14 protein-coding genes are annotated in these 12,157 nt (G+C 35.6%); 6 read left to right on the top strand and 8 right to left on the bottom strand.

Annotated features, from left to right (window positions below; genetic code table 11):
- Entirely contained in the window at positions 1-615 is a 615-nt protein-coding gene (locus Q0941_RS04205) for a V-type ATP synthase subunit E (RefSeq protein ID WP_367277469.1), read from the bottom strand.
- A 77-nt stretch (positions 616-692) separates the two neighbouring features.
- Here Q0941_RS04205 and Q0941_RS04200 point away from each other — a divergent pair, with 77 nt between their 5' ends.
- The gene (locus tag Q0941_RS04200; protein ID WP_299291663.1) at positions 693-2,792 is read left to right on the top strand and encodes a V-type ATPase 116kDa subunit family protein; all 2,100 of its coding nucleotides are present in this window, start codon (positions 693-695) and stop codon (positions 2,790-2,792) included.
- A gap of 41 nt (positions 2,793-2,833) precedes the next feature.
- Here the strand turns inward: Q0941_RS04200 and Q0941_RS04195 are convergent, their stop codons facing one another.
- From Q0941_RS04195 to Q0941_RS04185, 3 genes are all read right to left on the bottom strand, one after another.
- Positions 2,834-3,097 (bottom strand): hypothetical protein, encoded by a 264-nt coding sequence (locus tag Q0941_RS04195; RefSeq protein WP_299291661.1) that lies wholly within the window; start codon positions 3,095-3,097, stop codon positions 2,834-2,836.
- Positions 3,098-3,193: 96 nt separating this feature from the next.
- The gene (locus tag Q0941_RS04190; RefSeq protein ID WP_299291659.1) at positions 3,194-3,970 is read right to left on the bottom strand and encodes a sulfurtransferase; all 777 of its coding nucleotides are present in this window, start codon (positions 3,968-3,970) and stop codon (positions 3,194-3,196) included.
- 73 nt (positions 3,971-4,043) lie between these two features.
- A complete protein-coding gene (locus Q0941_RS04185; protein WP_299291657.1) occupies positions 4,044-5,609 on the bottom strand; it encodes an ammonium transporter in 1,566 nt (521 codons plus the stop codon).
- A 126-nt stretch (positions 5,610-5,735) separates the two neighbouring features.
- Here Q0941_RS04185 and Q0941_RS04180 point away from each other — a divergent pair, with 126 nt between their 5' ends.
- Genes Q0941_RS04180 through Q0941_RS04165 form a run of 4 tightly spaced genes read left to right on the top strand, consistent with a single transcriptional unit; the run spans position 5,736 to position 8,422 of the window.
- Positions 5,736-6,413 carry a hypothetical protein gene (locus Q0941_RS04180; RefSeq protein WP_299291655.1) on the top strand — a complete coding sequence of 226 codons (678 nt, stop codon included), beginning with the start codon at positions 5,736-5,738 and terminating at the stop codon, positions 6,411-6,413.
- 44 nt (positions 6,414-6,457) lie between these two features.
- Positions 6,458-7,489 (top strand): V-type ATPase subunit, encoded by a 1,032-nt coding sequence (locus Q0941_RS04175; RefSeq protein ID WP_299291653.1) that lies wholly within the window; start codon positions 6,458-6,460, stop codon positions 7,487-7,489.
- 7 nt (positions 7,490-7,496) lie between these two features.
- Positions 7,497-7,733: a hypothetical protein gene (locus Q0941_RS04170; protein WP_299291651.1), complete on the top strand. Its 237-nt coding sequence runs from the start codon at positions 7,497-7,499 to the stop codon at positions 7,731-7,733.
- A 32-nt stretch (positions 7,734-7,765) separates the two neighbouring features.
- The gene (locus Q0941_RS04165) at positions 7,766-8,422 is read left to right on the top strand and encodes a hypothetical protein (RefSeq protein WP_299291650.1); all 657 of its coding nucleotides are present in this window, start codon (positions 7,766-7,768) and stop codon (positions 8,420-8,422) included.
- Between the two features lie 239 nt (positions 8,423-8,661).
- Here the strand turns inward: Q0941_RS04165 and Q0941_RS04160 are convergent, their stop codons facing one another.
- Positions 8,662-9,216, bottom strand: a complete 555-nt coding sequence (locus Q0941_RS04160; RefSeq protein WP_299291647.1) for a hypothetical protein — start codon at positions 9,214-9,216, stop codon at positions 8,662-8,664.
- Between the two features lie 71 nt (positions 9,217-9,287).
- On the opposite strand from Q0941_RS04160, the gene Q0941_RS04155 reads away from it, so the two are divergent.
- Entirely contained in the window at positions 9,288-9,641 is a 354-nt protein-coding gene (locus tag Q0941_RS04155) for a hypothetical protein (protein WP_299291645.1), read from the top strand.
- Between the two features lie 3 nt (positions 9,642-9,644).
- Here Q0941_RS04155 and pyrH read toward each other — a convergent pair whose 3' ends face one another.
- Genes pyrH through tmk form a run of 3 tightly spaced genes read right to left on the bottom strand, consistent with a single transcriptional unit; the run spans position 9,645 to position 12,138 of the window.
- Positions 9,645-10,328: a UMP kinase gene (gene pyrH, locus Q0941_RS04150; protein WP_299291643.1), complete on the bottom strand. Its 684-nt coding sequence runs from the start codon at positions 10,326-10,328 to the stop codon at positions 9,645-9,647.
- Positions 10,325-11,560: an HD domain-containing protein gene (locus tag Q0941_RS04145; protein WP_299291641.1), complete on the bottom strand. Its 1,236-nt coding sequence runs from the start codon at positions 11,558-11,560 to the stop codon at positions 10,325-10,327. Before Q0941_RS04145 ends, pyrH begins: the two co-directional genes overlap by 4 nt.
- On the bottom strand, positions 11,557-12,138 hold the full coding sequence (tmk, locus tag Q0941_RS04140; RefSeq protein ID WP_299291639.1) for a dTMP kinase: 582 nt from the start codon (positions 12,136-12,138) through the stop codon (positions 11,557-11,559). The genes Q0941_RS04145 and tmk overlap by 4 nt, the downstream gene beginning before the upstream one ends.
- Positions 12,139-12,157: the final 19 nt, after the last annotated feature.

Raw genomic sequence — 12,157 nt, 5'->3', positions numbered from 1 at the left:
CTAATTACTTACCCCGAATTTTGCTGCAATTTCTTTCCTTATTAAAGGCTTCAGACGTTCAATTCTTGCATCGATCGTATTATCAAAAGTCATAGTACCATCTTTGGATTGGATCTTTACACCACCAAGACAATCAATTGTTTCAGATGATAATTCTGAACCAGGATAATTTGGTAATGCTGATTGAACTGCATCTTTATCTTTTGCATTTGTAAAGACAACGACTTCAGTAGTTCCCAAGATTTTTGTTGATTCATCAAGTAAAGATTTGATTAGATTAGAATAATCACCACTGCGATCAGTATTTGCAATTTGATCTAATGCTTGTGTAAAGACCTTGTCAACTGCTTCTTCTAAGGCCATCAAGTGCTTGTTTCGGGCTTCAATATCAGAACTTCCCATAATTTGTTTTTCAATTTTGTCGGCTTCTTTTTTGCCATCAGCAACGATTTTGTCATATTCCTGCTCTAATTTAGGAACAGAATCATCTAATGTTTGATAGGAATCAGTCAAGGCAGATTCAATATTTGATGAGATCTCTTTTTCTGTTTGATTAAGGATTTTATCAATAGTCTGTTCTAGAGCAGAATTTGCCAATGGGTGCCGTTCATTCATAATAGATTTTAATGTTTGGGAATGTCTGAGATGATTCAGAAAGATATTAAAAACTAAGAATTCTCCGAAGGATTATCTTGGGAGTAGCCGATCTAAAACTTGGAAGTGTGATTTTACCAAGGAGTGAATCTCCACGAGCAATTTCTAGACTTACTGAATTTGAGTGGTTTCACAAAATTGATACAGAAAATGACATAGTCACCCCAGAAATTGATGATTTGCTATTAGAGGCTCAAAAAACTTACCAATCGATAGATGATGTGGTCAAAGGATTAGGTGTTCCACCAACTGTTGGAATTTTAGAGATTCTTTTCAAAGGAACTATTATCAAGAAAAAAGACTATGAAATTGACGAAATTGAGGATATGGTAGCTGATCTCCAAAAGAGAACTCCAGGTGTTATTGATGGACCAGCAAAATTACTTGAAGAGAGAGCAGACACAAAACGTTCTCTTGATGAATACACATCACTAAAAGAGACTCTTGAAGTTGCCAAGAAACTAAACATTGATCTTTCTGGATTTGGATTAATGAAGTATTTTTACACAAATCTATTTGTCATCAACTCTTCAGACTATGAAGAAATTAGTCGTGCACTTGAAGGAATTACATTTTACAAATATGATCTTGCTAGCAAAGAGAAAGCTGCAATTCTAGTTATTGCAGGAACTAGTGATTCTGAAAAAACATTAAAAGTTCTTAGAAGTTTCAATGCCAATCCATTTGCTATTCCTCAAGGATTTCCTCAAGTCCCATCTGAAGCATATGCACTTGCAGAGTCAAAAATCAAAGAACTTACAGCAAAACAAAAAGCAAATGCAAAAGAAATTGCAAAAGTTACTAAAAGCATTAGAAGAGATATTCTCGTATTATTTGAAGAAGCACAAATTGCAAAAGATGTTCTAGAGACTGTGAGAAAACCAGGTGGAACCAAAAACTTTGCAGTTATCCAAGGCTTCATTCCAAGTAAAATGGAAGAGAAATTCAAGAACTCAACCAAACAATGGATGTCAGTAACAGAAGAAATTACAGACCCCAAACTACAGGCACAAATTCCTACATTATTTGATAATAAAAAATTCGTAAGAACATTTGAAGTAATTACCGAAAGTCAGGGAATTCCTCGAAAGGGAGAATCTGACCCAACTCCAATGATTGCTCTCATGTGGCCAATTTTCTATGGATTGATGTTTGCAGATATGGGTCACGGATTGCTCTTAATGGGAATGGGACTATTATTCAAAGTCAAAGGACAAGGTAATCTTTCAAGATGGGGAATGCTCATTGCAATTTCTGGAGGGGCATCTGCAATTGCGGGTGTTGGTGCCGGAGAAGCATTTGGATATCACTTGGAATACTTTGGTCCAATAGGAACATTATTGGATGAAGGTGGAGCTTTGCATTCACTTAGTTGGATTGTAGGAATTCTTAGTGTTGCAGAATTAACATTTGAACAAGTAATCAACATCCTAAAGGTTTCATTATTCATCGGAATCATTCACTTGGTTTGGGCTATGATTCTTAGAATTCAGAGATTAGCCAAAGAAGGACACAAGATTGTAATGTACATGGAAGCAATTCCAAACATCACACTTTACGGCGGAATCGTTGTAATCATGATGTGTGCAATTGGTTCACAATATGATGTAATGAACATGTATTCCAAAGTACACACTGAAGCTGTTCCTTGGGTAACAATTTTCCTCGGTGATTGGGCCCAAGTTTGGATTGTTACAAGAATTGCAGTTGTAATTGTAATTGCATCAATGGCTATGATGATGGTAGGAGGAATTTTGCATGCAAAGAAACATCCTGAAGATGGAGGTTCGGCTGCAAATGTCGTAATGGAAGTATTCTTAGGAAAAACAGTTGAGAGTTTAGCACATACAATTAGTTATGCTCGATTGGGAATTATGTTACTGGTGCACGCAGCACTTTTGCTCACAGTCAATAATGCATTCAAATCACTAGGTGGACCTGAATCATTTGGAGCATGGGCAATGATTATCGGTGGTAACTTGGGAATCATGATGATTGAAGGTTTGATTGTATACATTCAGTCTCTCAGATTGCACTTGTATGAATACTTCACAAAGTGGTATGATGGTGGTGCTCAACCATTTAGACAAATTAGACCTGAAATGATTTACAATCAATTCATCTGGAAAAGAAAATAAATTTTTGAAAAATAATTAAAAAAATGAAAAATAAAACTCGTTTACTGAGTTTTTGAAGCTCGTTTTGCGGCTTTTATGTGAGCTGCTTTCTTCTTTCTAGCAGATTTTTCAGCAGTTCTTAGTGCTTTTTTGAGACTCTTGACTTTGTTGTTTGCTTTTAGTAGCTCACGTTTTCTTTTGTTTGCTACTTGAGTTGCTTTTCGTTTTGCCTTGCTAACTGGTTTTGATCTTCTTACAGTTTTCTTGGCTTTGGAAGCAGTTTTTCTTGTAGTCTTTCTTTTAGCAGCACGTTTTTTTGTTGCCATAAAATCATCCCCATTTTACTAAACTAAATACACGTTACGTCAGATGTTTTTCAGAAAAGATCAACTAATTTTATTTCAATTTGTCTGAAACATGAACTATTTTTCTACTGGCAAATCCATTCGATTTCCCCATTCCCCCCAAGAACCAAGGTAGACTTTGACATTTTCAAAACCTAGTTTTTTGAGAATCAAAAAAGAATTAGCTGCTCGATATGCTCCTTGGCAATAAGTTACAACTGGAGTATCTTTTGGAAAATCATACATTTTTGATAATTCCTCATCAGTTTTGAAAGTCCCATCTTCTTTGAGGTTTTTGCTCCAATCAATATTGAATGCGTTTGGAATGTGGCCTGATTGGGCTGCTCTAACTGTACTTCCATCATATTCACCAGGAGAACGTGCATCAAGGATTTTCAGAGAATCTAGGTTATCTCGAATACTCTCATATCCAGTAATAATTTCTGGATTTATTTTACCAGTAAAATCTGATGGTTTGAATCCATTTGGTTTTGTCTCAATTGGCAGATTTTCATTTAGCCATTTTGAAAGACCGCCATCTAACATTGCAACATCTTGATGAGAAAAATACATCAACATCCAAACTCCTCTTGCAGCTAGCATTCCAGAAACTGAATCATAGAATACTACTTTTTTCTCTGGGGTTACTCCCAAAATTGAAAGGATGTTTTGTGTTTGTTTATTGAAATTTTCAATTCCTTCTTTTGATGTGTCAATCCAATGAAATGCAAAAACATCAAGATGGACAGCCCCTGGAATATGGTACTCAGAATATTCCTTGAAAGATCTAGTATCAGCGATTATCAAATTTGGATTATCTAAAATGGAATTTAGTTCAGATGTAGAGATTAACATGATTTGGATAAAATGATCAAATCTAAATTGATTTGGATTGAATAATAAAAAGAAGAAAAAGAAAAGGATTTTCCTATTCGTTTACGTATGCTCTTTCGCCGTGTTGGGCCAAATCGAGACCAATCTCCTCTTCTTTTGGAGTGACTCTGATTCCGCCAGGCCATACTGCGTCCATTACTTTGAGGATTACAACTGTAACACCGAAGGCGTATGCAATTGAGACTACTGCACCAATGATACTGATTGCTTGTTGTTCGTATCCTTGTGGTGTACCAGTCCATGCTCCCCAACCATCACCTGTATCCCAGATGTGAGGACTTGCTAAAGTACCAGTCAAAATTGCACCTGTAAGACCACCCATTCCGTGTACTCCCCATACATCGAGTGCGTCATCCCACTTTCTTGCATTCTTGAAAGCTACTGAACCATAACAGACTGTTCCGGCTGCGATACCGATGATAATAGCTGCCATTGGACCAACCCAACCAGAAGCTGGTGTGATTGCTACCAATCCTGCTACTGCACCTGTTGCAGCGCCGACAATACTTGGTTTACCAGTATGTGCCCAGGACATTAGTACCCAGGTAATAGTTGCCATGCCGGTTGCTGTATTAGTTACAACCCATGCGCTGACAGTAATACCGTCAACCATTACTTCACTTCCTGCGTTGAAACCGAACCAACCAAACCAGAGAATAGCTGCTCCGAGAACAACCATTGGAATGTTGTGTGGTTCCATTGGAACTTTACCATATCCGAGTCTTCTGCCAAGGATCATGGCACCTGCCAATGCAGAGAATCCAGAAGTAATGTGTACTACAGTACCACCAGCAAAGTCTAGTGCGAACGAAGCTTCTTCGATTTCAGGGTTGAGATCGATTCCACCGCCACCGATGAATCCGCCTCCCCATACCCAGTGGGCAACAGGGTCATAAACGAATGTACCCCATAGGAGAACAAAGATTACCAGTGCACTGAACTTAATTCTGTCAATCAAACCACCAATAATTAGAATTGGAGTAATGATTGCGAAAGTACCTTGGAATGCTGCGAACATAGAGTGTGGAACTGTACTAGGCCAACTATCTCCACATGCTTCTTCAGCTTTGAACTGCTGCATTTGGTACGCATTCGACCAAATGTCGCCGTCACAGGCTGTTGGAGCACCTAGAGGTGCATAGTTTGAAACCATGTTAAATCCTGCATAATCAAGACTTCCCATGAACATGTTGGCTCCTTCATCAGCGTTTGGAGCAAATGCTAGAGAGTATCCCCATAGCACCCACTGAACTGCCATCAAACCCATAACAATTAGGGTCATTCCGAGAACATTTGTGATGTTCTTTGAACGTGCCAGTCCGCCGTAGAAGAATCCTACACCAGGACTCATGAAAAGTACCAATGATGTTGCGGTTAACATCCAGGCGGTATCACCAGTATCGATGTAACATGGTAAGTATCCATCTGCATCGTTACCAACCCAACATTCGTTAGGGTTGCCTGTGTAAATTCCGTGTTCTGCATATCCGTCCATTCCATCAGTAACTTGTTGTGCATATGCTTGAGACATAGCACCAGTTGCTGTAATGGCTACTGCGGCCACAAGTAATAGAGCATACTTGTGGTTCCTAGAATTCATTAAATTTATCGAAATTGAAAATTATTTAAGGCTTCGAGACTGAAAAACTACCAAAAATGTAAATTATTATATTTTAGTATATTCTGATAGTAACATAGAAATAAAAAATTATGATATGGTGATCGCATGAAAGTGAAATCTAATTCCAAACTAGCGATTTTTGATACTTTCAAGACTAAAGATGGAGATCTTACAGGAGAGGCAAATAGACAGAGAGCAATTATCATGATCCTTGCAAATAGTGCAAATCCAGCTGAAAGAACAAGAACAGGAATCTCTCAAAAAATTGCCAAAAAACATGGGATTACTTGGAAGAATATCTATTCAGGAATTTTCAGAGATCTGGATGAAATTCTGCTCCCAATGGAGATAGCAGAAGAAGATGGAAGATTACCATTAAAACGAGGTCCAAAAGCCCTTCAAGAAAAGGGAATTCCATTTTATCATTTAACAAAGAAAGGGATTCTGATCGCTTTGTCAATTAGTGAGGTAAAAAATAGAGGAGATTTGCTAAAGATGTTTTTCTCACAGTCTGAACCATCAGAAAAAGAGTTTGAGAAAATTCTATCTACTCTACTTCAAACTAGCCCAAATTTCACATACTCGATTTTTCAGAAATATGTAAAGGCATTTTGTGACAATAAATTCAAAGATTTACTCCCATTTGAACTGTCTAAATTAAAAGAAATTTCTGATGAGTCGTTAGTAATCCAAAAAGAGATTCTAGAGGCATTTACAAAATTATCCAAACAAGACAAAGATGACGCCTTGAGATTCCTAAATGAGATAACTTCTGAGAAATAGTGATCGCCAAACATTAAAATCCGTTGCTCATTCAGATTTTTTAAATGGGCAAAAACGTCTATGCATCTGTAAAGTCATACAGTCAGAGAGGAAAATTACTGAAAAAGGCTGATTTTCAGACTTTGGCAGAATCAAGAGATCTTGAGGAATTAATGACTAGAATCAAAAATACCATTTACGGAGAGGCTGTTTCTGATGTCCAAAAACCATACACTTCACAAGGCATTGAATCAGCACTTAGAGGTCATTTAGCAGATGTTCATTATTCAATTGCAAAGACTGCAGGAGATTCAGACATCTTAGATGCATATTACATGAAATTTATCATCTCAAATCTTAAACAAATTCTCAAAGGTAAAGTACTTGGAAAATCCCAAGAAGAGATTGAAACTCATATCAATTTGCGAGCTGAAGAATTGATAAAACAAAGAGACATTATCGTTAAAGCCCTAGTTTCAAAAGATCTTGAGGAAACTGTTGCGAGTCTAAACTCTGTACAATTTGGAGAAGAGATTTCTAAAGCAGCAGCACTTTACAACGAAAAGAAGAATATCCAAATTTTTGACACATATTTTGATAAAATATTATACCAACAATTAGGACGTGCTCTAAAAAATACTAGAGACAGGGATGTCATCAAACTAGTTGGAACCGATGTAGATTTTTACAATCTTCTAAGTGTAATTAGAGGTAAGTTTTGGGGTCTTGATGATTCACAAATTGAAGACTTGATTGTTACACAAACACCATCTGTTCCAAGAGAACTTCTAGGAAGAATGATGTCTGCAGCATCAGTTAGAGATGCATTTGCTGAGTTATCAAATACAAAATACAAATCTCTAATCCCAGAAGTTGAAAACGAATTAGACGCTGTAGCAGAATTTGAGAGAGCATTTGAAATGTCATTGTATCATTCTTCAGCAAGAGCATTTACCAAGATGTTCAGCTTTGCCACAATTATCGGCATCACAAAATTAACAGCATTTGAGGTCAGAAATATGGCAGCAATTGCTTATGCAGTTGAGCAAAAGATTCCAACTGAAACTACAATGTCAAAAATGATTTTGGAAGAATAATCTCAAAATGATTAGATTTCCCAAGAAAAAGAACGATATTTCCACTGAGGTTGTAATCAATACAATTTGGATTAGTGCCTTTATGGGTATGATTTTCTCCTTGCCACCACTAGGGATTTTCTTAGGCATCTATTTTGGAACAGGAAATCTTATCGTAGGAGCAGTTCTTGGCTTTGGGGTTCACTTTGTCACTTTAGCCTTTGCAGGCAAAATATCGAAATTTTTGACCCAGATAATGAGTTAAAAATAAGAGGAAAAAGGAGAAGGTAGATTATCATGATGGGAGATAGAGATTTTCGAACAATTATCAAAAATTCACTTGATTCGATTGGTAAAGAATTAGACATTGAAATCGACCCAAAAGATATTCAAAAAATCCACCTTCAAGAAGTTGTCAGATGTCTAAGACGTTCTTATTATGACAGAATTGAACCTAGAGAAATTGAGAGAAGAGGATTCAATGAGTTACTTTCAGGATTACTAAGAAAGCTACAATATGGTAGTGACCCAAAAGAATTTTCACTAGATGACATTCAGATAAAAGCTCAAGCAGATATGATAGTTGATGATTCAATTTTGCTTTTCAGATCAGCAAATGAAGAATTAGAAAATCCTCTGGCAAATGATCTTCTGTATCTTAATGCCTGTTTGTGGATATATGACAAACTAGATGGAATGATTATCTACATTACTGGAGATAGAAAAGAAACAACATTTTCACTTACGAGAAACAAAAAGATGTTTGAAGAGGTCATTCGAAGAGTCAGAGTCCTTAACAATTTGTTAAAAGAGCAAAAGGCTCCAATTTTAGAGCCATCTGTAGAATGCAGTGAATGTCAATACTATTCAAAGTGTTATACAAAGAAGACCAACACCAAACAAGTTACTCTTGCTGAAATGTTGGGACTTGGCAAGAAAGATTTGAATGAATAAATGAAAAATATTGTAAAGGAAAATTCCTTTTTTTAGTCTAGTGGTTCTGGATGTCCTTTACCACGTAATGCGAAGGTTACTACTGCTAATGCAATTGCAACTCCGGCTGCTGCGCCATATGCGGCCATTCCTGCTTCTGCCATTGTTAAAAGCCCATGAAACGTGCTTTTATAACTTTGCCAATAATTATTCTCTAAAAACAAATTATCACAATATTCAAATTTTATGATACAATAGGTCTATTTTGTGAATTCAAAGGACAATTCATTTTCTTGTCCACTTGTCATAGAACTCAAGTTGTAAAATACATCTCCAGAAACTCTCCATGTTGCAGTATTACTTTCTAATGCAGACCATAGCTCAGGGGTATTTCCAGAATTCTTCAAAGTAATTTTATCTCTCAAAATAATTGAATTCTCACCAAGTAAAGTATAGTAATTTGATCCAAACTCAACCATTCCTTCAGGACGACTTCCAATTTGTCCACCAGAAATTTGTTCAGTATCTGAATACCCAGTTTCAAATAATTGGTAATCCATTACTTGAACAATCATAGAACGTTGATTTGGATTAAAAATTTTAAATGCTATTTCTATTGTGGCTGATCGTTCTGAGATTTTTGTCACTGAAATATCATCTAATTCTATCTGAAGAGGTTCTGCTTGAGGAATGATTTGTTCATCAGTAGTTCCAATTTGATCTTCAATAGTTATTGAAGGTCCCATCATCAGTATTCCTCCAAGAATTACAGCTAGTGCTGCAACTGCAGCTCCGACAAAAATCTTAGGATTCAATACTTTAGCCCCATCCCTAGATATCTTAAATGTTGAGATAGTTATTATACCATGTCAGATTCAAAAAAATTATGCAATATTTTCAAGCTGTTCAGAAAGGAAAACAACGTGCTGCAAAATCACAAATGAAAATGTTTGATTTAGCAGGTTTTTCAATGCTAACTCTAACTACAAAAAAGATTGATGGGAGCTTTCAACCAGTTGGAGAAGAAGAGTTGGCAGCTGTGATAAATTCTCCAGATGGATATGTTGCAATTATTGTAGATAATGATGGATTTACTAAAGCACAGTCAAAGGCTGTAGAAAAAGAAGAGGCATTATCAATATTCAAAAAATTACGGGATTCAGGCATGGATGAATATCCTGGGAAAGAAATCCAGATTTGGTCTGAATCAAGACCTACAATTCAAAACGAAGATTCTTGAATATTATTTTGAAGGAAGAATAATTTCTGTTCCTACGTCGCTTCCCTTAATTGCTTTTTCAATAATTTTGGGATTTGCTTTTAGAATTCTAGTTTTAATTTTTGAGCGTTCAATAATTTTTAGAGCAACAATATCCATTAGATCATAACCGCCAGCAACTGAATCTTCTTGAACAAGCATATTTTTGAGATTTTTCATATCAATTCGTTTGAATTTTTTGGCTTTTTTGTATTTGTTAGGATCCATATCATAAACACCATCAACATCAGTTGCATTAAGAAACTGTTCTGCCTTTACTTTTTCAGCAATCAAGGCAGCAGTACCATTAGTGCTCTGTCCTGGATGTAATCCTCCTGCAACTACAATTAATCCATCATCAACTGCATGTCTAACTTCTTGTAAAGTAGTTGGTGGATGAGAATATGCTTTATTTTTTAGAGCATAGATTAACAATTTTGCATTTAGTCTAGAAATTTCAATTCCTAATTCATCTAAAGTAGATTCATCTGCACCAGATGAACGTGCATGGGAAATATAATGTCGGGCAATATTTCCTCCACCAGCAATTACAATTGGCTGACAAACTTTGCTGATTTTCACCAAAAATTGTGCATAATCCTTTAGAACTTTGACATTATCAATTCCAAAAACTCTTCCAGATAATTTTATTACAATTCGTTTTTTCACTTTAACTCACCAAGTATCGATTTTGCGGCAATTTCAACTTTTTTTCTATTTTTCTGATGTGTATAGACTCTAAGTATGTTCATAAATCCAGAAATCGCCGAAACCACAGGGATTTCAGAAATAGGCATTTCCTGAGCCTTGGATTTTCCATTTTCATTAGTCACAAGAACAATAGATTTCGATTCATTTTTCGAAGGTGCCAGGGGGATTGAAGGAGTTACAGAACTATCTACAAAAATTTCAGTTTCACTAACTTTAGATTTTTTTGAAATTTCATCTCTAATTTCATTCACACGGTTATTCTTCAAATTGTTAGGGCTAGTTAGAATTCTCTCATATACACATTTGAGTAATTTACGATTTTGATAATCTATTGCAAATTCTCTAGCACGTTTTAATTTTGATGATTTTGAAGAAATCAAAGACGATAAAACATATTCATCAGTTAGATTCACAAATTCATCTAAATTAAAATTGGAAAAACCAAATTCGTCATCAGATAATCTTAGTGCTTCAAGTAACATGACCTCAGCAGCTCTTACTGTTTTATGAAAATACACTGCTTTGAACATTTGGTATCTTGAATGCATCATAGATTCAAAGGAGTATAGTGCTGAACGCTCTAATGCTAATTTTTTCTTGTGAATATCAAATGATTGTGTAATTCTTTTATGATCTACTTTGGCATGTTCTGCTCCAGTAAAGTATCCATCTCTAAGTAAGTAATCCATCATGTCTGCACTTAACACACCAGAAACAATTTCATTGAGATACTGGAATTTGGATTCTCCAAATGCAATTTTTGCTACAAGTTTTTTGTCAAATCCAGTTTTAGATAAGATATCTCCAATATCAGATTGAAGAATAATTTTTTTCCCATAATCTTCATGAGAAATTTTTTTTTCTTGAATAATTTCTTCAAAAAGATGAGAAAAAGGTCCATGACCAATGTCATGTAACAAAGCGGATAATCTTAGAACTTGGACATCATCTGAATTCAGATATCCTTTTTCATTTAGAACAAAACCTGCTTGACTTGCAATGTGCATTACGCCCAAAGAGTGTTCAAATCTAGTGTGTTGCGCTGAAGGATATGTTAGGTGTGCACCTGAAAGTTGTCTGATTCTTCTTAATCGCTGAAAAATAGAGCTTTCAATTATTGGAAGTTCATAGTCATATACTCTAATGAAATCATGAATAGGATCAATTATGTCAAGATAATTTTTTTTCATAATCCTATTTTCTTGGAGAATGCTTTTAGAATTTCTTCGTGAACTTCATCTTTGGATTTAGTTGCATCAATAATCTTCCATCGCTTATTCATGGCAACTTTACGATAAATTTTCGAAATTCGTCTCAGAAATTCTTCATTCTTTTCAAATTTGTCTCGATTGGTTTTTTGTCTTCTAAATGATTCCTTTTGTGAGACATCAAGTAAGATAACTAAATCAGCCTTGGGTAGTCCATCATCTAGACTTTCAAGCCATTTTGGCTTCATTCCGTTTGCAATTCCATAAACAAGATTAGAATGATAATACCTATTCATTATTAGAACAGAATTTTTTTCTTGGGCAGAGGTGATTTCCTGTAATTTTTCCCATCTATTTGCTGACAAAAGGCAGTGAATTACTTGTGGGGGAAATTTCCTTTTACCATCTAGATATTTTCTGATTTCTTTTCCAATTGGAGTTTTGTAGTCAGGAAAATGAAATAATTTTGTTTTAATTTTTCTTTTTTTCAAAGCTTTCTCAAGCATTGTAGACTGGGTTAATTTTCCTGCTTGGTCTCCACCCTCAATAACAACTATCATAAGTTATAGAATCAGGGTA

Source organism: Candidatus Nitrosopumilus sp. (assembly GCF_028278985.1).
Lineage (GTDB): Archaea > Thermoproteota > Nitrososphaeria > Nitrososphaerales > Nitrosopumilaceae > Nitrosopumilus.
The sequence above is the reverse complement of the archived record's forward strand: the minus strand, read 5'-3'. Positions and strand labels throughout refer to the sequence as shown.